Source organism: Bradyrhizobium sp. USDA 4538, from assembly GCF_024171045.1.
GTDB classification, from domain to species: domain Bacteria; phylum Pseudomonadota; class Alphaproteobacteria; order Rhizobiales; family Xanthobacteraceae; genus Bradyrhizobium; species Bradyrhizobium australafricanum.
Genome location: NZ_JALJZE010000001.1, coordinates 8099173 through 8121122 on the forward strand (window position 1 = coordinate 8099173; position 21950 = coordinate 8121122).

The window sequence follows — 21950 nt, forward strand, 5'->3', positions numbered from 1 at the left end:
AAATGTCCCGTCGTCGGAGCGCTGGCTATTCAGCTACGTGAATATCCTTTCATGTCGGGGTGTGGCTAAAAAGCGGCGCGAGTGCGGACCGGTGCTTTTAAGGTTAAATGTTCAAGCACCGTTGCAACATCGCAACAATCGTGGCCGCCGGGCAACCATGTATTATCAGTCCTTATAGGAACCAGACGCGGGCCCGACCACATAGCCGATAGATTGCCGCCTTGTGATGGAACCCGCTGGAGTAGCGGGAAAGGCCAGCCCCTGCTCACGGATTCAACTGTCAAACAGCGTATTCGGTGTCATCACCCGCGTGCGCGTGCGAGTGATCCAGTATTCGAGAGGCGCCAGTTGCTGAGCCGAGAGGACACGTCCTCCGCCGTCGTCCCGGCGAAGGCCGGGACCCATACTCCGCAGCGGGTGTTATGGATGGTACTCGTCGTTCCACCGATGCGCAGCGATGTCATCCAATTCGCGGTGACGCGATGGGCGTATCGCTTCAGCCTTCGCTCTTCGGGCTACGGCGGACAAGTCCCTCCATCCTGCAATTTACCCGGCGGCCAGCTTCGGTGGCGACGGAGGTGACCAGCACTCCGTACGATTCCGGCCGTGCTCCTTGGCCTGGTAGAGCGCCGCATCGGCGGCCTTCGTCAGGGCATCAATCCCGGGCATGCTTGTGAGGGCCTCGGCAACGCCGATGCTCACTGTCAGTGGCACCAGTCGATCATCAGCCCTCAACGACAGCGCTTCCGCCCTCTTGCGGATGCGCTCGGCGACGGTTCGAGCGCGCGACAATGTGGTCTCCGGCAGCAAGACGGCGAACTCCTCGCCTCCAACGCGGCCGACGACGTCGGACTTGCGCTTGCCCCGAATGCATATCCCGGCAACAGCCTTGATGGCCTCGTCACCGACCGCATGTCCGAAGCGGTCATTGATGCTCTTGAAGTGATCGATATCGACCATCAGCACGGATACCGAACGATAGTAGCGCTGGAACCGGCTCCACTCCGCATCCAGCGTCGCCAGGAAGTGCCGACGGTTGAACAATCCGGTGAGCGGATCGGTGGTCGCGAGCACCTCCAGCTGCCGTGCGTTGCGTACGAGATCGGTCACGTCGACGAAGGTCAGCATGCGACCGCCGTTTGCCATCGTCGAGCAATGGATCCTGATATGGCGGCCGTCCGGCGTCTGCACGTCGCGCTTGTGATCGCCTGCCTTGATCTCCGCAATCCGCTTCGCAGGAAAGGCCCTGATCTGCTCCGGGGTCGCGCCCGTCGGAACGGCGCGGCGGTTGCGCGTGAGCAGTGTGATGTATGCCGGATGCCGCGCGACCTCCTCCTCGCTCACCTCCCAGAATTCCCGCATTCGCCGATTGAGGAAGATCGCATTGAGATCGCGGTCGAGCAGGACGACGCCGTCCTCCACAGTCTCGAGCGCGCCGGTCAGCACCTTCAGCTTGTCGGACGCGCGCACGATGTCGGTCACGGGCGTGTAGCTCACCATCCGGCCGCCGTCGGGCAGCGGCGTGCACTGACATCGAACCACGTCGCCATTGCTGCGCCTGAGATCGATCGGGCTCGGGTCCCCGACGTTCACGAGGCGGACGCGCTCGGCAACATAGGCTTCGAGCTGCGCGGCCGGCAGCTCGTAGGCCATCGTCTTGCAGCCGTGATGCATCAGGTCGGTGAAGCTGGGGTTGCGGTCGGCCACCTCGTCCGGAAGCCGCCACATGTTCCGAAACGCGCGGTTGATGAACTGGGCCTTCAGCTCCACGTCCAACAGCAGGATGCCGACGGGTATCTGATTGAGCGCCGCCCGCAGCGCCAGCATGTGCCCGCGCAGAATATCGCCGCTGCGCCGCTCCGGAATGGCGGCCGGCGCAGGAGCGGCAGGCGTGGGCGCCGCAGCGTTGGCCTGCTGCTCTTCAAAAGCCAGGCCGAGCTGGCGGTCCGATTGCCACAGCCGTTTGCATGGCTTCACCTGATTGCTGCCGACGAGCAACAGTTGAATGTGATCGGGAATGCCTACGACACTTTCGAGTTCCACGGTGGCGCCCGTCTCCGTGAGCTGGCGGACCGTGCAGTCGAAGGCCGACCGGCCGAAATTGAAGACGATCTTTCCGGCCAGAAACGTTCGGCCGCGGGAAGCTGACACCTGTCCGGACATGGCGAGAATCCACCTGGAGCAATTGCGAGCCCTCTCACCTCAGCACGTTTGAGTCACCAAGCCATGAACGCTTTCGGGAGGGTTTAATCGGGAGCCGAGCCGATGACGGCGGCTGTGTGCGCCGCAAAACGGGTTCCATCCGGCGGAAGGACTCGCTCATAGGGTAGAGCGAAGCGATACCCATCATTTGCGCCGCGGATACTGAATTGATGGGCTTCGCTGCGCACTACCGATCCGATTACGGCTCCGCCGCATCGTCAGTTGCTCACCTCATACCGAGCGCTGCGATTTGCCTCCGGAATTCCTCGAAACGCTCATGCGCTTCCGCCTTCGCTGTTAGAGCTACGGCGGACAAGTCCGCTCCCATCAATCGGTCAAAGTCGCTGCCGGGAAGAATTTAATTCTACCCTATAATTATGCTGTGTTAGACGCAGTCCGAGTAGTAGCGTCGCAACTCCCTCAGTAACGGTGTCAGGGAAACGCCCGCCATGTCTGCTCTCCAAGCAAAACTGGAACGATTTGAGATCCTCGCCGACGAATGCGAGCTGATCGCTAGCAGGACGCTGGATGGGAGCAACCGCGAGCTATACCAGCGGCTGGGCGGGCACTATCGCGAGCTGGCGACCGATATGAGGGCCGTGATCGCGACGGTCAATGCTCCGGCGGCGTAAGAAAAAGGGCCGCTCGAAACAACAAGCGGCCCAAGTCTAGGGAGGAAACGCCCTCAAGGAGGGCGGCGATAGCGCGAAGCGCTGTCGCACCATGCGCATATGGGTCGAGAGTCCAGCTTCGGGAGCCCAGATTGCGCAAGCCAGGGGCGCGACTATGTGCCTTGAATCTGCGCTTCGCAGCGCATAACTCCGGGCGCGACCGCCGAAGATTGGGGCGGCTGCAATCCCAAATCGCTCCAAGCATCCCACAATTTACGATTTGGCGAGCCGCGTGCGCTTCGCGTTGAGCGCAGACGCAACACGGCTGACCGGCGGACGGCCGAGCAAGCCGGCCATCTCGTTGGTCGCGGCCAGCAGTCTGTCCATATCGATCCCGGTCTTCACGCCCATGCCCTCGAGCATGTAGGCGACGTCCTCGGTCGCGACGTTGCCGGTGGCGCCGGGGGCGTAGGGGCAGCCGCCGAGACCGCCGGCGGCGGCATCGATGACGCGGACGCCCTCCTCCATGCCGGCGTAGAGATTGGCGAGCGCCTGGCCGTAGGTGTCGTGGAAGTGCATCGCGAGGTTGCCGATCGGCAACTCAGAACCGACCGCACGCAGCATCCGTTTGGCCTTCAGCGGCGTGCCGACCCCGATGGTGTCGCCAAGCGAGATCTCGTAGCAGCCGAGATCCCACAGCGTCACCGCGAGGTCGGCGACCGCCTTCGGCTTGATCTCGCCGTCGAACGGACAGCCGAGCACACAGGAGATATAGCCACGCACCTTGACGCCGTCGGCCTTGGCGCGCGCCATCACCGGCTTGAAGCGCTCGATCGATTCCGCGACCGAGCAATTGATATTGGCGCGCGAGAAGCCTTCGGAGGCCGCCGCGAACACCGAGACCACCTCGGCGCCGGCCGCGCGCGCGGCGTCATAGCCCTTCTCGTTCGGCACCAGCACGTGGAATTCGGCGCCCTTGATGTGGCTGACGCCGCGCAGCACCTGATCGGAGCTCGCCATCTGCGGGATCGCCTTCGGCGACACGAAGGCGCCGACCTCGACGGTATTGAGCCCGGCCGCCACCAGCGCCTCGACGAAGGCGATGCGCGCCTCGACGCTGACCGGCGTCTTCTCGTTCTGCAGGCCGTCGCGCGGCCCCATCTCGATGAGTTGGATCTGATCGCTCATGACGCGGCCGCAGGTTCGACTTCGGCAAGCTCGACGCCCTCGCCGACGATGTCGCCGACCTTGCATTTGAGCTTCTTCAGCACCCCGGCATAGGGCGCGCGCAGGGTCTGCTCCATCTTCATCACTTCGAGCGTCAGGATCGGGGCGCCCTTCTCCAAGCTCGCGCCCTCCTCGGCCAGCAGCGCGACCACGGTGCCCGGCAAGGGCGCCACGATCTTGTCCTCGCCGACCTGCTCCTCGCTCTCGCCGCCGAACGGATCGACCCAGTGCAGGTCGAAGCGGCCGTTGCGGGTGCGCAAGTAAAGCTCGTGGCCCTCGATGACCGAGGCAATACGCGACTTGAGGCCCTTGAGCGTCAGGTCAAAGCCGTCATCGCCGGCTGACGAGATGGCGAAGACGAGTTCGCGCCCGCCGACCGTGAGCGTCGACGGTCCGTTGCCATAGTGCAGCGTGATCGTCTGCGCGGGCCCATGGCCCTGCCGGAACGAAAACACCCGCTGCCGGCGGCCGACCGGCATCCAGCCGAACGCCTGCCAGGGCGAGTTGGCCTCGCGCTGCGCCGCCTTTTGCTCGTCGTTGACGATTGCGGCGACTGCCGCGCAGAGCTCGAACTCGCCGGCCGTGCCGGTACCCGATGTCAGGTTCTTTAGCTCGCGCTCGATGAAGCCGGTGTCGATCGCATTGGCTTGTGTGTCCGGATGCGTCACCAGCGCCGACAGGAACGGGATATTGGTGACGATGCCGCGGACATCGGTTTCCTGCAGCCCGCGATTGAGCTTGTCGATCGCGCCCTCGCGCGTTGGCGCCCAGGCGATCACCTTGGCGAGCATCGCGTCATAGTAAGGCGAGACGTTATCGCCACTGCGATAGCCGGCATCGATGCGCAGGCCGTCGCCTTCCGGCGGCGTCCGCCAGGTCTTGATGCGGCCGACCGAGGGCATGAAGTTCTTCTGCGGATTTTCGGCGTAAACGCGCGCCTCGATGGCATGCCCGTTCAGTTTGATCTCGTCCTGCTTCAGCGGCAGCGCCTCGCCGAAAGCGACGCGCAGCTGCCATTCAACGAGATCGACGCCGGTGATCAGCTCGGTGATGGGATGCTCGACCTGCAGGCGGGTGTTCATCTCGATGAAGAACACGTCCTTGCCGTCGGAGACGAACTCGATGGTGCCGGCGCCGATATAGTTGACCGCGCCGGCGGCCTTGCGGGCGGCCTCGCAAACCGTCTCGCGTTGCGCGGCGTTCAGCGTCGGCGACGGCGCCTCCTCGATCACCTTCTGGTGGCGGCGCTGCAGCGTGCATTCGCGCTCCCACAGCGAGAGCAGATTGCCGTGGCTGTCGCCGATGATCTGCACCTCGATGTGGCGCGGGTTCTGCACGTATTTCTCGATCAGCATGCGGTCGTCGCCGAACGCCGCCTTGGCCTCGCGCTTGGCGCTGGTGATCGCGGCCGTGAGCTCAGCCGCCGAATTGACCACGCGCATGCCGCGGCCGCCGCCGCCGGCCGACGCCTTCACCAGCACCGGGAAGCCGATCCGGTTGGCGGCTTCTGCCAGCGTCGCCTCGTCCTGCGCCTCGCCGTGATAGCCCGGCACCAGCGGCACGCCGGCCTTCTCCATCAGCGCCTTCGAGCCGGACTTCGAGCCCATCGCCGTCATCATCTCGGCGGTCGGGCCGACGAACACCAGACCGGCCTCGAGGCAGGCCTGCGCGAACTCGGCATTTTCAGACAGGAAGCCGTAGCCGGGATGCACCGCCTCGGCGCCGGTCTCCTTGGCGGCGGCGATGACGCGCTCGATGCTGAGATAGCTGTCGCGCGCCCGGGCCGGACCGAGCAGCACCGCCTCGTCGGCGAGCGCGACATGCATCGCGCCGCGGTCGGCCTCGGAATAAACCGCGACGGTGCGCAGCCCCATGGCGCGCGCCGAGCGGATGACGCGGCAGGCGATCTCGCCGCGGTTGGCGATCAGAAGCGTGCGGAAACGCCGGGTGAGTTTTGAGCGGTCCATGATCAGATCCTGGGTCACATCCTGAACAGGCCGAATTTCGTTGGCTCGATCGGCGCGTTCGCCGCCGCCGACAGCCCAAGCCCGAGCACGAGGCGCGTATCGGCCGGATCGATCACGCCGTCATCCCACAGCCGCGCCGTGGCGTAATAGGGATTGCCCTGCTTCTCGTATTGCGCGCGGATCGGCTCGCGGAACTTGTCTTCCTCTTCCGCCGACCAGCTCTCGCCCTTGGCCTCGATGCCGTCGCGCCGCACCTGGCTCAGCACCATCGAGGCCTGCTCGCCGCCCATCACCGAGATGCGCGCATTCGGCCACAGCCAGAGGAAGCGCGGGCTGTAGGCGCGGCCGCACATGCCGTAATTGCCGGCGCCGTAGGAGCCGCCGATCACGACGGTGAATTTCGGCACGCCGGCGGTGGCGACCGCCGTCACCAGCTTGGCGCCATCGCGCGCGATGCCGCCCGCCTCGTATTTCTTGCCGACCATGAAGCCGGTGATGTTCTGCAGGAACACCAGCGGAATGCCGCGCTGGCAGCACAGCTCGATGAAATGCGCGCCCTTCAGCGAGCTCTCGCTGAACAGGATGCCGTTGTTGGCGATGATGCCGACCGGATAGCCAAAGATATGGGCGAAGCCGCAGATCAGCGTGGTGCCGTAGAGCTTCTTGAACTCGTCGAATTCGGAGCCGTCGACGATCCGCGCGATGATGTCGTGCACGTCGAACGGTTTTCTGCCGTCGGCGGAGACCACGCCGTAGATCTCCTCGGCCGGAAACAGCGGATCCTGCGGGGAACGCATGTTGAGCTGTGCCTTCACCGGCTGCTTCAGAGTCGCCACGATGCGGCGCGCGATCCCGATCGCGTGGGCGTCGTTCTGCGCATAATGATCGGTCACGCCCGACTGGCGCGAGTGCACATCGGCGCCGCCGAGCTCTTCGGCGGTGACGACCTCGCCGGTCGCCGCCTTCACCAGCGGCGGACCACCGAGGAAGATCGTGCCTTGATTCCGCACGATGATGCTCTCGTCGGACATCGCCGGCACATAGGCGCCGCCAGCGGTGCAGGAGCCCATCACGATCGCGATCTGCGGGATGCCCTGCGACGACATCTGGGCCTGGTTGTAGAAGATGCGGCCGAAATGCCGCTCGTCGGGAAAGATCTCGTCCTGCAGCGGCAGGAAGGCGCCGCCGGAATCCACCATGTAGACGCAGGGCAGATTGTTCTGCCGCGCGATGTCCTGGGCGCGCAGATGCTTCTTCACCGTCATCGGGTAATAGGTGCCGCCCTTGATGGTGGCGTCGTTGGCGACGATGATGCACTCGCGCCCCGCGATGCGCCCGACGCCGGTGATGACGCTGGCGGAATGCACGTCACTGCCATAGAGCCCGTTGGCGGCGAGCGGCGACAACTCGAGGAACGCGGTGCCGGGATCGACCAGGAGATCGACACGATCGCGCGCCAGCATCTTGCCGCGCGAGGTGTGCCGCTTGCGCGAGGTCTCGCCGCCGCCGCCGGCCACCTGGTTGAGCTTGCCGCGGAGCTCCGCGACCAGGCCGCGCATCACCTCGGCGTTGCGGGCAAATTCAGAAGATGTGGGATCGATCGTCGAATGAAGCGGCATCGGTGTTGCACGTTTCGTTGGAGTATCGGTAGGGTTCAAGGTCAATTATCGTGCCGGGGCGAGCACAACTGCCACCACTGGTGCGGTGACAGCCCCTCTCCCCGCAAGCGCGGGGCGAGGGAGAAGACATCAGGCTGTCTTGGCGAACAGCTCGCGGCCGATCAGCATGCGGCGGATCTCGCTGGTGCCAGCGCCGATCTCGTAGAGTTTTGCGTCGCGCAGCAAGCGGCCGGTCGGATAGTCGTTGATGTAGCCGTTGCCGCCCAGCAGCTGGATCGCATCCAGCGCGCACTGGGTGGCTTTCTCCGCGGCGTAGAGGATGGCGCCGGCGGCGTCCTCGCGCGTGGTCTCGCCGCGATCGCAGGCCTTCGCCACCGCGTAAACATAGGCGCGCGAGGCGTTCATCGTGGTGTACATGTCGGCGACCTTGCCCTGCACCAGCTGGAACGAGCCGATCGGCTCGCCGAACTGCTTGCGCTCGTGCACGTAGGGCAGCACCACGTCCATACAGGCCTGCATGATGCCGATCGGCCCCGCCGCCAGCACCGCGCGCTCGTAGTCGAGACCACTCATCAGCACGTTGACGCCGCGGCCGACCTCGGAGAGCACGTTCTCCTCCGGCACCTCGCAATCCTCGAACACCAGTTCGCAGGTGTCGGAGCCGCGCATGCCGAGCTTGTCGAGCTTCTGCGCGGTGGAAAATCCCTTCATGCCCTTTTCGATGATGAAGGCGGTGATGCCGCGCGGGCCGGCGTTCGGATCGGTCTTGGCGTAGACCACCAGCGTATCGGCGACCGGGCCATTGGTGATCCACATCTTGTTGCCGTTGAGGACGAAGCGGTCGCCCTTCTTGTCGGCGCGCGTCTTCATCGAGACCACGTCCGAGCCCGCCGACGGCTCCGACATCGCGAGCGAGCCGACATGCTCGCCGGAGATCAGCTTCGGCAGGTATTTGCGCTTCTGCGCCTCATTGCCGTTGCGGCGGATCTGGTTGACGCAAAGGTTGGAATGGGCGCCGTAGGACAGGCCGACCGAGGCCGACGCCCGCGAGATCTCCTCGACCGCGATGCAGTGCTCGAGATAGCCGAGGCCCGAGCCGCCATACTCCTCCTCGACGGTGATGCCGTGCAGGCCGAGCGCGCCGATCCGGGGCCAGAGGTCGCGCGGAAACTGGTTGCTGCGGTCGATCTCGGCGGCGCGCGGCGCGATCTCGTTGGTCGAGAAATCATGCACCGTCTCGCGGATCGCATCCGCGGTCTCGCCAAGGTCGAAATTGAAGATTGCCGCCTGGTTCGAGGCCATGATCCCTCCCGTGAGATTCATCTTGCAATTAAACGATCATACGTTTTTTTCTTGGCTTCGCAAGCAATCGTGCTATGGTTTGCGGGCGAAATCCGCAGTTCATTGAATTCACTGGGATTTCATGCGATATACATACGGTCGTTCGCTTGTTTCCTGGTCCTCCCTGGCAAGCCAACACCCTCCGAGGCCCCGATGGCACGCACGATCGGCTCACACGGCCCCACCACGCTGGAGGCGATCCGCAAGGCCGGCGTGCGCCTGATCTTCGAGCACGGTTACGAGGCCATGAGCCTGCGCCAGCTCGCCGCCGAGGTCGGCATCCAGGCAGGCTCACTCTACAACCATATCTCAACCAAGCAGGACCTGCTGTTCGATCTGGTCCAGGACCATATCAACGATTTGCTGCGCGAGCTTGATCTTGCGCTCGAGGGCAAGGCCGATCCGGTCGAGAAGCTGCGCGCCTTTGTCGCGTTCCACGTCACCTACCACATGACCCGCAAGCGCGAGGTCTTCATCGCCAATTCCGAGCTGCGCAGCCTCGATGCGAAGAACTACGACGCGGTGGTGGCGCTGCGCGGCGCCTATGAGCAGCGGCTGGCGCAGATCCTCACCGACGGGGCGGCGGACGGCGCGTTCGAGGTGGTCGACATCCAGGTCGCGACCTTCGCGATCCTGGCGCTGCTCACCGGGCTGTGCACCTGGTACCGCCCCGGCGGCCGGCTGACCCGCGACGCCATCATCGCGGCGCATGAGAAGCTGGTGCTGTCGGGCGTCGCGCCGCGGGCTGCGATCGGCCAGGCGAGCCACGGCAGCGACAGCCGGCGCGCCGCCGTGGCGGGCTCGTGACCGTGACCGAGCGCCCACAGCTCGATGACATCGATCTGCGGATCCTGTCCGAGTTGCAGCGGGACGGCCGGATCAGGATCAACGAGCTCGCCGAACGGGTCGGCATCACCGCCCCGCCCTGCCTGCGCCGGGTTCGCGCCCTGCGCAGCCGCGGCGTGATCCAGGCGATCCGCGCCACGCTGGACGAGCGGCTGCTCGGCTATGAGGTGACGACCTTCGTGCTGATCCAGCTCGACAGCCAGACCCTGAGCGCGATCGAGGCGTTCGAGGCTGATGTGGCGGCCGTGCCGCGCTTCCTGCAATGCTGGCGGATCTCGGGCGATGCCGACTTCATGCTCCGATGCGTCGCGCCCAGCGTCGACGACATGCGCCAGCAGCTGCTGCAATTCGCCGGCCTGCCCAATGTGCGTAAGATCAGAAGCTTTCCGGTGCTCGGCGTCTCCAAGGACGCGCCGCTGCCGATCCCGGGCGCCCTCGCCGCGCCCGCGGCGAGCTGATCCGGGCGCCAGTCAGGACTTAGTGGGTCCAACCTTAGTGGGTCCAAGGCTCCCAACGGCGGAACGCGAAATTGTCGGCATAGGCGATCTGGCGGTGCGCCGAATCCTTCGGCTCGATCACCTGGTAGGCGATGCCCTTGCGCTCGCAATAGGCGACCGCCTCTTCCTTGGTCTCGAACTGCAGCGTCAGCTGCTGCTTCATGTCGGTGGACGAGGTCCAGCCCATCAAGGGCTCCACGGAGCGCGGCTGCTCCGGCTCGTAGTCCAGTTGCCACTCTTTGGTCTTGGCACGTCCCGATTGCATCGCGTTTTTGGCGGGCTTAAAAATGCGTGCGGTCATGGATGGTCGGCCCCGTGGGATGTGCGACATGGAAGCGATTTGAAGGAAACCACCGGGATAGTATAGAGACACCTATCAACGATCTGATCGGTGATTCCTCGATCTCGGAGGCAGCCTTCGCCGGACCGGTATAGTCATTCTACCGCGCTGTGACAATCTGGCCTCGGGAGGCTTCCCTTAGCAGTCCCCCGGGCCCGCGGCGCGATCTTCTCGACAAGCATCACCTCGAGGAAACGGCGCGCCATGGAAATCCACGCTACCCTGCCCGAAAAAGGACGCGACCTCCGGCTCGACCTGTTCCGCGGGGTCGCCAACTGGGCGATCTATCTCGATCACATCCCCGACAACGTCGTGAACTGGATCACGACGCGGAATTACGGCTTCAGCGACGCCGCGGACCTGTTCGTCTTCATCTCCGGCTACACCGCCTCCTTCGTCTATGCCCGCATGATGCTGGAACGCGGCTTCATCGTCGGCGCCACCCGGCTGACCAAGCGGGTCTGGCAGCTCTATGTCGCCCATATCATCCTGTTCGTGATCTACATCGCCTCGATCAGCTATCTGGCGCTGCGCTTCGGCGATTCCGAGATCATCAACGAGTTCAACGTCGCCGGCCTCGTCGACAACGCCACCGAGACGCTGCGCCAGGGCCTGTTCCTGAAATTCAAGCCGGTCAATCTCGACGTGCTGCCGCTCTATATCGTGCTGATGGGCCTGTTCCCCCCGGTGCTGTGGTTCATGCTGCGGCGGCCGAACTGGACCATGGCGGCCTCGCTCGTGCTGTGGCTGGTGTCGCGCCACCAGGGCTGGAACCTGCCGGCCTACCCGGCCGGCAGCTGGTATTTCAATCCGTTCGCCTGGCAGGTGCTGTTCGTGTTCGGCTCGTGGTGCGCGATGGGCGGCGCCCGCAACAACATGCGCATCATCAACTCGCGCTACACGCTGTGGTTTTGCATCGCCTTTATGATCTTCGCGCTGATCATGACGATGGCCGGCCGCTTCCCGGACTTCGGCGCCATGTTCCCGGACTGGCTCTATTCGGCCTTCAACCCGAACGACAAGACCAACCTCGCGCCGTATCGCTTCCTGCACTTCGTGGTGATCACGGTGCTGGTGATCCGCTTCATCCCGAAGGACTGGGCGGCGCTGGAGTGGAAGGTGTTCGATCCCCTGATCGTCTGCGGCCAGCAGTCGCTGGCGGTGTTCTGCGTCGGCGTGTTCCTGTCCTTTGTCGGACATTTCGAGCTCTCGATGAGCTCGGGCTCGCTGTTCGCGCAGATCTTCGTCAGCATCTCCGGCATCGCGATCATGACGATCGTGGCCTATTACATCTCGTGGTCGAAGCGGCAGGACAAGCCGGTCAAGCCGCCGGCGGCAAAACCCACGGCGCCGGCGAAGGCGGCGTAAGTCCCTTATTTTTGAGCAAGGCCGCGCAAACGCTTCGCGTTTGTCGCGGGGAAAACCGCTTCGCACTTTTCCGGGCCATGCTCTAGTGTCCTGAACCAAAAGTTCATGGCATTTTATGCCTTGGCGGGCAGATTGTAAGCGCAGAAGCGTTCGATTGAGCCGAGAATGTCGTCAGCTGATTTGGTCCATCGGAACGGCATTGGGTCAGCGTTGTGATGGTCGATGAAGGAGGCAATCTCGGCCCGTAGCGCCGCCACACTGCGATAGATGCCGCGCCTAATCTTACGCTCGGTGATGAGTGCAAAGAAGCGTTCGACCTGATTGAGCCAGGATGAACTGGTTGGCGTCAGGTGGACGTGCCAGCGCGGCCTCTTTGCCAGCCAGTTGCGGATCAACGGCGTCTTGTGGGTTGCGTAATTGTCCATGACGAGGTGGACGTCCAGATCGTCTGGAACCGCAGCTTCGATCTCATCGAGAAACTTGCGGAACTCTTTGGCACGATGGCGTCCATAGCATTTGCCAATGACCCGGCCGGTTGCGACGTCGAGGGCGGCAAACAGCGAGGTGACGCCATGGCGTTTGTAGTCGTGACTACGGCGCGCCGGCTGGCCAGGTCGCATGGGCAGCATGGGCTGGCTGCGATCCAGCGCCTGGATTTGCGACTTCTCATCGACACACAGTACGATGGCGCGCTCGGGCGGAGCTACGTAAAGGCCGACGATGTCGCGAACCTTGGCGACAAAGTCGGGGTCGGTTGAGAGCTTGAAGGTCTCCAACCGATGCGGCTGCAAGCCGAAAGCGCGCCATATACGCTGTACTGTTGAGACTGACAGCCCGCTGGCCCGCGCCATGCTGCGCGAACTCCAGTGGGTGGCCCCGGGAGGCTGGGTCTCAAGGGTGCGAACGATCACCGCCTCGATCCGGGCATCCTCAATCGTGCGTGGCGTCCCCGATCGCGGCTCGTCCCAAAGACCTTCAAGCCGATGCTCGGAGAACCGCCGCCGCCATTTGCCGACCGTGTCGGGATCGACAGCCAAACGGGCCGCCACGACCTTGCTCTGCTCGCCCTCAGCACAGGCCAGGACGATCCGAGCCCGCAGCGCCAACGCCTGAGCAGTGCTTCGACGCGACGCCAACGATGTCAACTCAGCACGTTCCACCTCATCAAGCTCCAGCGGAGCAAAGCGCCGACCCATCGCCAATCCTCCCCAAATCAGGAGAGTCCGCTATCATCGAGTCGATTTGGAGTCCGCCGAACTTTTGATTCAGGACACTAGAGCATTTTCGGTTCTGATTGAATCAGAACCGAAGCTCTAGATTCTTGTTTTGACGCGTTTTCTTCACGCGAACCGGTGCCCACTTCGCTCGAAAACGCTCTAGCCGCCGCGACTGGTGTCCTGCGTCGTCGAGGAGACGATGGTGGCGACGTCGCCGAACGTCGTCATCACAGGCGTGACCACCTTGTGCATGGCGGTCTTCGACACCAGCGTGTCATGCATCACGAGGTTGTCGATCCCGGTGGTGAGGAAGCAGCTCACCGCGTCCTGCGGCGTCTCGATGATCGGCTCGCCCTTGACGTTGAACGAGGTGTTGATCAGGACCGGCACGCCGGTCAGCGCCTCGAACTCCTTCAGCAGGCGATAGAGCATCGGGTTGGTCTCTTCCCGCACGCTCTGCACCCGCGCCGAACCGTCGACATGCACGATCGCCGGGATCTTGTCGCGCCATTCCGGCCGCACCGGCTTTGCGATCAGCATGTAGGGCGAGTCCTCCTCGCCTTCGAAGATCTCCTTCATGCGCTCGGCCAGCACGATCGGCGCGAACGGCCGGAATGCCTGGCGGTGCTTGACCCGGCTGTTGAGGATGTCCTTCATCTCGGCCTTGCGCGGATCGGCGATCAGGCTGCGGTTGCCGAGCGCGCGCGGACCGAACTCGGAACGGTCCTGAAACCAGCCGATCACGCGCTGGTCGGCGAGCAGCTTTGCGGTGTCGCGGCAGATATTGTCGCTGCGCTTCGCGTCGATCTGGATGCGCACCAGGAAGCTTTGCAGCGCGGCGGCCACCTCGGCCTCGCTGTAGCGCCGCCCGACATAGGCGTGGTCCATCACGAACGAGCGGCGCTGCTTGAGCACCTCGAGCCAGCCGTAATAGGCGCAACCGATGGCGATCCCGTCGTCGCCGGCGGCGGGCTGGATCCAGATGTTTTCGAAACCCGACTCGCGCGCGATGCGGCCGTTGGCCACGCAGTTCAGCGCGACGCCGCCGGCGATGCAGAGATTTTTCGCACCCGTGGTCTCGCGCAGCCAGCGCGCCCGCGCCAGCAGCACGTTCTCGGTGTCGTCCTGCACCCGCCAGGCGATGTCCTCCCAGTGCCGCATCGTCGGGCTTTTGTCCCAGCTGCCGCTGTCGAGCACGAAGGGCTGCTGGTTCTCGGCGCCCCAGAACGGCACGTGCAGCTTGCCGTCCTTCATCTCGAGCAGATGGCCGACCTGCTCATGGCGGCCATAGGGCGCCAGCCCCATCAACTCGCCGCACTTGTTCCAGTCGCCGAACACATAGGTCGAGACCCGGCTGTACAGCGCCCCCAGTCCCGGCATGTTGTAGAACTCGTCCGACAACAGCCCCCGTGCCGGCTCCATGAAGACCTTCTTCAGGCATTCGAGCCTGGTGTCGTCGAACCTGTAGTAGCTCTCGGACTCGCGGGCCAGCGGCGACGCCTCATCTTCGGAGCAGGACTCCATCGCGTCGGCCCGATAATTGCCGACGCCGTCGACGATCATCACGACGCCGTCCTTGAATGGGGACACCGCGAACGCGCTGTAGGCATGCGCGAGGTGGTGCGAGATCGACACCACCTTGTCGGATTTGGAACGAAACAGCGGGTGCTTGATTGCCTCGTTGCGTTCGGCGATCGGCAGGAAGCCCGGCATATCCTGGTGGAGCATCCGCTCCTCCATCTCGGGCACCGGCAGGATGTAGCTGTTGCGCACCACGAGATCGACGTCGTCGAGGGTGATGCCCTCGGCCGACAGGCAGTAGTCGACGACTTCCTTGTAGAAGCCGGAGGCGTGCTTCTCGCGGGTGATGCGCTCCTTGGAGATCGCGTAGGCGATCGCGCCGTCACGCAGCAGGCAGGCGCTGACGTCATGGTCGTAGACGTTGAGACCAAGGACGTAAGTGTGTTGTTTCGGCATGGGCACTCTTTGGAAGGATACAGCAACGCTGAGAGAACAGGATCGTGTCGACTTCAAGTTCTCGCCGGCATTTTCCGAGGTTCTCAAATCTCTGCTTCTGCGATGCACAAATCAAATCGGCGCAACGCAAGATGAACAGAATGAACGGCGGATGAACGACAAGATGAGCGCAGCAACGACAGTATCCTTTGCAGGCGGGACTGTAACTTGACCTTACCTGTTGGTCTCAATAGAGTCGTTAAAGCTCGCAAGAACCTTAGTGAAAATATTGTCTTAGCATGCACGAACCGAATGCCGGTGTCGCGCGTCTAAGCGAGACAGCCAGCATCAGTTCAGATGTTTGGAAGTGGACTGGAGATCTTCAGAATGACTAAACGCTACAATATCCTGACTCGTTGCCTAGCAGCAGTCGCTTTGTTGTTCGTCTATGTCGCAAGCACCTCTGCCATCCTGGTCGGCGTCACCACAGCGCCTGCGCAAGCCTGGCGCGGACGCGGCGGTGGCTGGGGCTATCGCGGCGGCGGCTGGGGTCGCGGTCGCGGGTGGGGCTATGGCCGCGGATATGGATATGGCCGTGGCTATGGCTACTACGGCGGTTACGCCGGTCCCCGTTGTTGGTGGACCCCGCGTGGTGTTCGCGTTTGCCGGTGGTAACAACCGCCCGGTCGACACAAGCGATATTAAAGACATGAAATCAGGTGCGTCGGTCCCGACGCACCTGATTTGCTTTTTGGGGGTTGGTTCACCTGCCGGGCTTGGCTCAGCTGCGGCACGCAAGAAAGAGCCCCGGAGACGCCGGGGCTCTAGTCACGGGAGAGAACGCTTCCGAAATCGGGACGCGAGGACGAGCCGGCGGCCCGATCACCCAATGCATCTACTGCGTGCATGAAAGCAGATTCGGCTGCCTCAAGCTGTAGCGGTGCCGCAACAACCCGCCGTAATGCACAGCCTGTCCACCGGTTCCCGAAGCTGGCCGATCAGAACCCCGGCGCGCCTAGCCGTCGAGGATGGCGACCGCCCTCGTCCAGCCCGCCGACGCGCGCTCGATCTTCACCGGGAAGCACGACACCATGAACCCGGTCGACGGCAAGAGCTCGAGATTGTGCAGCTTCTCGATGTGGCAGTAACCGATGTGCCGCCCGGCCTTGTGGCCTTCCCAGATCAGGCTGGCGTCCCTGGTCTCAGCGTATCTCTTCGCGGTGAAGACGAACGGCGCGTCCCAGCTCCAGCCGTCGATGCCGGTCAGCCGCACGCCGCGCTCGAGCAGATACATCGTCGCCTCGTAGCCCATGCCGCAGCCCGAATTGACGTAGTCGGGCTGGCCATATTTCGCGCCCGCGCTGGTGTTGACGACGACGATCTCGAGCGGCGACAGCGTGTGGCCGATGCGCTTCAGCTCGGCTTCGACATCGTTGGCGGTCGCGACATAACCGTCAGGCAGATGGCGGAAGTCGAGCTTCACGCCCGGCTGGAAGCACCATTCCAGCGGCACCTCGTCGATGGTCCAGGATCGCTCGCCGCGGTTCATGGTCGGATGGAAATGCCAGGGCGCATCGAGATGCGTGCCGTTGTGGGTGGAGAGCGAGACCTGTTCGACGGCCCAGCCCTGTCCGTCGGGCAGGTCCTCCGCCTTCAGTCCATCGAAGAACTGCAGCATGCGCGGCAGCCCCTGCTGGTGATCGATATACTGGATGGTCGGATGGTTGCCGGGCGGATCGGCCGGAACGTCGTTCTGCAGAGGAACGGAGATATCGATCAGTCTGCGCGCCATGGTGCTTTCTCGCGGATTGGTCTTGTCGGGCCGAACTACCCTGCCAGCGCGCGCGCGTTATCGGCAAGCCACATCCGCTCGAGATCGCGCAGCTCACGATGTCGTGGCTTGGACTGCGGCAAGGCGGCGCAACGTTGAACCTATCCCCCGCCGGCACGACCCATTGGCACTGGGGATTTCAGGGCCCAGTATTTCGACGGCGCCGTCTGGACGAGCATATTCCGTCCAGGCGGCGTTGTTGCCTCAGGCGAGACAATCTCGGCCGAAGCTTGGTTACCCGTACCGGAACGCTGTTCACGCACAGAGAGCCACAGAAACAATACGTGTGCTCATTTCGCGCGGATTGCTGGTGGTGTTGCCACGCCGATACAGAGATACCCCCGCAACGATGCTAACCAACCTGCATCTGAACCAAGACGGGGTTGCGTCGTGTCGGGATTTGATCACTGGAACGGTGCAAATAGAGCCTACTCGTCCGCCGAAGCGCCACATCTGCGCGATGAGCAGCAGCAGTTCGACCGCTATCACAGATTCGACGACCCCATCTCGCGACCGCCGGAGGGTGGCTCAAGAACCGTGATCCTCGATCGCTACAACCCGCCGGCTCGTTGATCTGGTCAGCGCCCGGGCGGCTGAAGTTGCGAGCAGTGGAGCGCGGGGGGCTTCGGTCCCGCGCTTGCTATTTCAGGGTGCCAACTGACCGCGATTTGTGGACCAGGTCAGGCGCGAATGCCGAGCATGCGCCAATCATAAACATCGCGTCTACCAACGGAGCGTCTCTGTTAAGTCTTTGATTTGGATGGTCGGGGCAGCTGGATTCGAACCAACGACCTGCAGTACCCAAAACTGCCGCGCTACCAGGCTGCGCTATACCCCGACATTTCCGAGAAGCCCCGTGGATACACGCTTCAGCCAGCGCCAGCAAGGCACCGGTGCGGGGCTTCGTGCGGCGAATCCGGCATCGGTTTCCGCCCGGAAATCGCGTCGAAACTGGCTGCTAACGGCCGCCGAACAGCGGATGGGCAACCCGGTCGCCGGGCTGGATGCCGTATTTCTGCGCGGTCCCGGCAATCACCTCGAGCACGCCCTTGGCGAGCCCGCGCGACGGAATGATCCGGGTCGAGAGCGGCTCGGTGTTTTCCGCGATCCGCAGGATGCGCCCGTCGGCGCGGATGAAGATCATGTCGAGCGAGATGTAGGTGTTCTTCATCCACATCGACACTTCCTGCTCCGGCGAGAAGTCGAACAGCATGCCTTTGCCGTCCGCGAGCTCCTTCCGGTACATCAGGCCGGTCTCCTTCTCCTGCTCTGTGGTTGCCATTTCGACCGAGAAGACGTGCACGCCCGATTTGGTGACGATCTCGAGCGGCTGGACGCTGGCGGCCTGCGCGGCCGGAGCCAGCAGCGCACCGAACATGATCACGAGGCAGGCCATCAGCCACGAACGATGGCGTCCAACAATGCGAACGAAATTCATCGACAAATACTCACACCGGGGAAGATTTTCCGGCGGACCCTAACCCGACGATTGCGGCAAATGCCAGAGCCGAGACGGCTCGCCGGCGGCTCACGTTTCCGTCAGGGAGGATCAGACCTGGATCAGTGCGACGACAGCGCCGACGGACCGGTCTCCGGGTGGATCTCGGCGGCCATCATGCCCTTGGAGCCGGGCCCGAACCGCACCAGCACGTACTGGCCGGGGCGCAGTTCGGTCATGCCGAAGCGGCGCAGCGTCTCCATATGCACGAAGATGTCGGGCGTGCCCTCGCCGCAGGTCACGAAGCCGAAGCCGCGCAGCCGGTTGAACCACTTGACCTGCGCGCGCTCGAGCCCGCTGGTCGCGGTCACCGTGACATGGGTGCGTGGCGGCAGCATCTGCGCCGGATGGATTGCCGTCGATTCGTCCATCGAGACGATGCGGAAAGCCTGGTAGCCCTTCGCGCGCTGCACGCATTCGACGACCAGCCGCGCGCCTTCATAGGCGGTCTGATAACCGTCGCGCCGCAGCACGGTCACGTGCAGCAGGATGTCGGGCCAGCCATTGTCGGGGACGATGAAGCCGTATCCCTTCGAGGCGTCGAACCATTTGATGACGCCGGAAACTTCGACGAGGTTGGCCGCTGCGTCGCCGAGGCCTGAGAAAGCATCCATCGCCGGATCGCGTGGCGCGCTTCCATACTCGCCTTGACCAATCCTGCTTTGCCCAACTCCGCCCATCGGCGGTCCGCCGAGCTTCTTGGACTCAAATCCGTCCGACCCCATGACCCCGGACCCCACACATCAAATGCAGATCGCCGTCGTTGCGGCGCACCCTGTACACGCTGCTCTCCATGACCAACTCACTCGGACTGATTTGGACGCGGCGCGAATCTCTCAACTAAAAGATAACACTCCCGCTTGCGGGGCATAGCTAAAAAACGATTCTTGCGGGAACTATGAACAGACTTGCACAGCCGCGAATCAATCAGGCATCAATTGCCTACGAAAGGACCAAGCGTGTCGCCGATGTCGTGGCGGATCACCAGATCGGCGATGTCGTCCTGATCGGTCGGCTCGTTGTTGATGATCACGAGCCGCGCGCCGCTCTCCTTCGCCATCATCGGAAAGCCTGCGGCGGGCCACACCACAAGCGATGAGCCGATTGCCAGAAACAGGTCGCAGTGCCTGGAGAGTTCCGCCGCGCGGCGCATCGCATCCTCAGGCATCGATTGCCCGAACGAGATCGTCGCGGTCTTCACCGGATCGCCGCAGTCCGCGCAATCGGGCGCGCTGCCCGCCTTGTCGAACTGCTGCTTCACCCACGACAGCTCGTAGTCCTTGCCGCAGCCGATGCAGCGGCCATAGGTCGTGTTGCCGTGCAGCTCGATCACGTCGTCGGCCTTGAAGCCCGACGCCTGATGCAGGTTGTCGATGTTTTGCGTGATGATGCCGGGAACCTTGCCGGCCCGGTAAAGCGACGCAAGCGCGCGATGCCCGCGACCGGGTTTGGCCGCCGCAAACGTCTGTTCCATCGCAAAGCGGCGCCGCCAGGACTCGTCGCGCGCGTCCTGGCTGGCGACGAACTCGTCGAACGGAATCGGTCGGTTGCGGGTCCACAGCCCGCCGGGCGAGCGGAAATCGGGAATGCCGCACTCGGTGGAGATGCCCGCCCCGGTGAAGGGCACGATGGACGACGCCTCCGCAATCATGTTGCCGAGCTGCTCGACGCCGCTGCGCAAGTCTTTTGCGATCACTGAAAACAATCCGGTTGGCCGCAGCGACTATAGCACGGCCAGACCGATTGCGAGCTCAACCGTTGCGCGAGCGATCGGCTGCGAGCGGCGTGTCTTGATCGATCGGCTTGCGATCAGCTGCGTCGGCGCCTCCGCTTGGTCGCTCTTCCAGCGCCTCAGCATCATCACATTCCTGCACCGGCTGCTCCGCATTGACGCCCAATTCGCCGACGCCAATGCGCCCGGGACAGGACCACGGCCAGGAGGATGGGCATGACCGATCAGGAAGACCGCGTCGCGCGCGAGCGCGAGGAGATCGTCGCACGCATTGCCAGCTTCAGGGCGACGCAGCAGAAGTTCGAGCGCGATCGCCAGGAATATTACGACAACACGCTCGGCAATGCCTGGAGTGGATTTCAACGCAAGACCGCTTAACGCAAGACCGCTTGATGCCCTGCCAGGCGACCGCGTTCATGGTCCGGGCGCCATGAGGCGCAAGTGAGAAAGCCCCGGGCGGTTTGCTCCGGGCTTATGTCTATTGCCGGTGCCGCCGTGCGATGGTTGCCGCAAACGCAGTTCCGGTTCCCTCGAGCGTTTTCCGTTCCGATCGGATCGCTCGAAAACGCGCCAGCCATGCGATAGCGCAAAGCTACCATCGGTTAGCGCTGGAACAAAAATACAACCTCAGAGATTAGCTTGGCGGTGAACGAGGTTGGCATCAATGCCGGCATGGATGGAACTGCTGCTTAACGTGATGGGCTTTGCCGGCTTCATCGGCATCGCGATGTATCACAAGCATCCGAATGGGAAGCTGCCCGACTGAGCGCCGGCGGCGCGTCTCGGCTTGCCGCTCCCCCGGCTTGCCGTCTTCAGTTTGCCTTCCGGGCCTCTCCCGCGGTCCGGACCAGCCGGTCCGACTTCACTAGCACTTTGCCGCTCTCCGGCTGCGGCCGCAGCCAGAAGCTGATCACGACAAAAGCCGAGCAGAACAGCAGTCCCACCACCATCACGCGCCGGTGGGTCGGTCGATCAGCACTGTGGAACGATGGCATCATGGCTGTCACCCGCAGCCATCCCAATCGCAATCGCAGGTGGAGACAACACGATGCTGCTCTTAACCTAACCAGGTAGGGTTAGCGGTGGCCGGGTAACGCCTCGTCCGGATCTCCCGATCGGCGGCCGCAGCGGGATTCACAGCGATATCCCCTGCTTGTCCGCAGCAAATCCACAACGCCAGCGGGTCCAATTATCCAACGAAATACGCATCTTGCTGCGCGCTTGTCCACAGCCTCGCGCCGCGTGCGCGCATTCAGGCATGGGCGAGCCATTTCAGGGTGGCCCGGAAACCCAGGCTGCGGGTTCCAACCAGCACGGTTCCGAACACCTCAGCCTCGTCGCCGCTGAATGTGCCGGAGAACCCGCTCGTCACTTCCTGTCCGGCGAACAGCGGACGGGTGAACGGGTCCGCGAAGGGCGAATGCTGGTTGGTGCTGAGATGTCCCTTCCAGGTGCCCTCGCCGGCCGTATAGGCCCCGATTGACCAGAAATATGGCCCGCCGCCGATCAAGAGACCGTCGCGCAGGATCAGGATGCCGCTGTCGCGGCCCCTCACGCCGTCGGTCATGTGGATGTGGATCGAATAGAGCCCGTTCTTCATCGATCGCGCCGCCCGGTCCTGGCGGCCCGCAGTATGGCTCCAATCCGGCCGGCGTGCGAGCAGGCCGATACCGCCCGGCCCTCCGAATCGGCGCAAAA

At 63.5% G+C, this 21950-nt stretch carries 20 protein-coding genes and 1 tRNA gene; 5 read left to right on the plus strand and 16 right to left on the minus strand.

Translation table 11 applies throughout. From position 1 onward, the window contains the following. Nucleotides 1–546: 546 nt before the first annotated feature. Nucleotides 547–2163 carry a sensor domain-containing diguanylate cyclase gene (locus J2R78_RS37325; protein WP_253608711.1) on the minus strand — a complete coding sequence of 539 codons (1617 nt, stop codon included), beginning with the start codon at nucleotides 2161–2163 and terminating at the stop codon, nucleotides 547–549. A 488-nt stretch (nucleotides 2164–2651) separates the two neighbouring features. On the opposite strand from J2R78_RS37325, the gene J2R78_RS37330 reads away from it, so the two are divergent. Continuing rightward, entirely contained in the window at nucleotides 2652–2834 is a 183-nt protein-coding gene (locus tag J2R78_RS37330; RefSeq protein WP_092083416.1) for a hypothetical protein, read from the plus strand. A 252-nt stretch (nucleotides 2835–3086) separates the two neighbouring features. Here the strand turns inward: J2R78_RS37330 and J2R78_RS37335 are convergent, their stop codons facing one another. The 4 genes from J2R78_RS37335 to J2R78_RS37350 all read right to left on the minus strand — a co-directional run bounded on the left by J2R78_RS37335 (nucleotide 3087) and on the right by J2R78_RS37350 (nucleotide 8928). Further along, complete coding sequence (locus tag J2R78_RS37335) at nucleotides 3087–4001, minus strand: hydroxymethylglutaryl-CoA lyase (protein WP_253608712.1); 915 nt, start codon at nucleotides 3999–4001, stop codon at nucleotides 3087–3089. Further along, nucleotides 3998–6007 carry an acetyl/propionyl/methylcrotonyl-CoA carboxylase subunit alpha gene (locus J2R78_RS37340; protein ID WP_253608713.1) on the minus strand — a complete coding sequence of 670 codons (2010 nt, stop codon included), beginning with the start codon at nucleotides 6005–6007 and terminating at the stop codon, nucleotides 3998–4000. Before J2R78_RS37340 ends, J2R78_RS37335 begins: the two co-directional genes overlap by 4 nt. Before the next feature lie 14 nt (nucleotides 6008–6021). Further along, nucleotides 6022–7626: a carboxyl transferase domain-containing protein gene (locus J2R78_RS37345; protein ID WP_253608714.1), complete on the minus strand. Its 1605-nt coding sequence runs from the start codon at nucleotides 7624–7626 to the stop codon at nucleotides 6022–6024. Between the two features lie 129 nt (nucleotides 7627–7755). Then, nucleotides 7756–8928, minus strand: coding sequence for an isovaleryl-CoA dehydrogenase (locus tag J2R78_RS37350; RefSeq protein ID WP_225160990.1), 1173 nt, complete (start codon nucleotides 8926–8928; stop codon nucleotides 7756–7758). A gap of 192 nt (nucleotides 8929–9120) precedes the next feature. On the opposite strand from J2R78_RS37350, the gene J2R78_RS37355 reads away from it, so the two are divergent. Further along, nucleotides 9121–9774, plus strand: a complete 654-nt coding sequence (locus J2R78_RS37355; protein WP_253608716.1) for a TetR/AcrR family transcriptional regulator — start codon at nucleotides 9121–9123, stop codon at nucleotides 9772–9774. 2 nt (nucleotides 9775–9776) lie between these two features. Then, nucleotides 9777–10271, plus strand: a complete 495-nt coding sequence (locus tag J2R78_RS37360; protein ID WP_028332152.1) for an Lrp/AsnC family transcriptional regulator — start codon at nucleotides 9777–9779, stop codon at nucleotides 10269–10271. Between the two features lie 34 nt (nucleotides 10272–10305). Here the strand turns inward: J2R78_RS37360 and J2R78_RS37365 are convergent, their stop codons facing one another. Further along, the gene (locus J2R78_RS37365) at nucleotides 10306–10611 is read right to left on the minus strand and encodes an ETC complex I subunit (protein ID WP_016846428.1); all 306 of its coding nucleotides are present in this window, start codon (nucleotides 10609–10611) and stop codon (nucleotides 10306–10308) included. Between the two features lie 243 nt (nucleotides 10612–10854). Here J2R78_RS37365 and J2R78_RS37370 point away from each other — a divergent pair, with 243 nt between their 5' ends. Further along, nucleotides 10855–12018 (plus strand): OpgC domain-containing protein, encoded by a 1164-nt coding sequence (locus tag J2R78_RS37370; RefSeq protein WP_253608717.1) that lies wholly within the window; start codon nucleotides 10855–10857, stop codon nucleotides 12016–12018. Nucleotides 12019–12131: 113 nt separating this feature from the next. Here J2R78_RS37370 and J2R78_RS37375 read toward each other — a convergent pair whose 3' ends face one another. The 8 genes from J2R78_RS37375 to J2R78_RS37410 all read right to left on the minus strand — a co-directional run bounded on the left by J2R78_RS37375 (nucleotide 12132) and on the right by J2R78_RS37410 (nucleotide 20418). Further along, the gene (locus tag J2R78_RS37375; RefSeq protein WP_253604297.1) at nucleotides 12132–13214 is read right to left on the minus strand and encodes an IS630 family transposase; all 1083 of its coding nucleotides are present in this window, start codon (nucleotides 13212–13214) and stop codon (nucleotides 12132–12134) included. 180 nt (nucleotides 13215–13394) lie between these two features. After that, nucleotides 13395–15212: a carbamoyltransferase C-terminal domain-containing protein gene (locus J2R78_RS37380; RefSeq protein WP_253608719.1), complete on the minus strand. Its 1818-nt coding sequence runs from the start codon at nucleotides 15210–15212 to the stop codon at nucleotides 13395–13397. 994 nt (nucleotides 15213–16206) lie between these two features. Beyond that, nucleotides 16207–16983 (minus strand): cyclase family protein, encoded by a 777-nt coding sequence (locus J2R78_RS37385; protein WP_253608721.1) that lies wholly within the window; start codon nucleotides 16981–16983, stop codon nucleotides 16207–16209. Between the two features lie 800 nt (nucleotides 16984–17783). Next, nucleotides 17784–17860 (minus strand) — tRNA-Pro (locus J2R78_RS37390). 120 nt (nucleotides 17861–17980) lie between these two features. Continuing rightward, nucleotides 17981–18460 carry a DUF192 domain-containing protein gene (locus J2R78_RS37395; RefSeq protein WP_057018558.1) on the minus strand — a complete coding sequence of 160 codons (480 nt, stop codon included), beginning with the start codon at nucleotides 18458–18460 and terminating at the stop codon, nucleotides 17981–17983. 122 nt (nucleotides 18461–18582) lie between these two features. Next, on the minus strand, nucleotides 18583–19245 hold the full coding sequence (locus J2R78_RS37400) for a cold-shock protein (protein ID WP_057018559.1): 663 nt from the start codon (nucleotides 19243–19245) through the stop codon (nucleotides 18583–18585). 209 nt (nucleotides 19246–19454) lie between these two features. After that, nucleotides 19455–20216, minus strand: a complete 762-nt coding sequence (locus J2R78_RS37405; protein WP_225160997.1) for a Sir2 family NAD-dependent protein deacetylase — start codon at nucleotides 20214–20216, stop codon at nucleotides 19455–19457. Between the two features lie 55 nt (nucleotides 20217–20271). Continuing rightward, nucleotides 20272–20418: a hypothetical protein gene (locus J2R78_RS37410; protein ID WP_253608723.1), complete on the minus strand. Its 147-nt coding sequence runs from the start codon at nucleotides 20416–20418 to the stop codon at nucleotides 20272–20274. Between the two features lie 50 nt (nucleotides 20419–20468). On the opposite strand from J2R78_RS37410, the gene J2R78_RS37415 reads away from it, so the two are divergent. Then, nucleotides 20469–20630: a hypothetical protein gene (locus J2R78_RS37415; protein WP_229189477.1), complete on the plus strand. Its 162-nt coding sequence runs from the start codon at nucleotides 20469–20471 to the stop codon at nucleotides 20628–20630. Nucleotides 20631–21064: 434 nt separating this feature from the next. Here J2R78_RS37415 and J2R78_RS37420 read toward each other — a convergent pair whose 3' ends face one another. Then, complete coding sequence (locus J2R78_RS37420) at nucleotides 21065–21250, minus strand: hypothetical protein (RefSeq protein WP_057018561.1); 186 nt, start codon at nucleotides 21248–21250, stop codon at nucleotides 21065–21067. 254 nt (nucleotides 21251–21504) lie between these two features. Continuing rightward, a complete protein-coding gene (locus J2R78_RS37425; RefSeq protein WP_253608724.1) occupies nucleotides 21505–21948 on the minus strand; it encodes a GrlR family regulatory protein in 444 nt (147 codons plus the stop codon). Nucleotides 21949–21950: the final 2 nt, after the last annotated feature.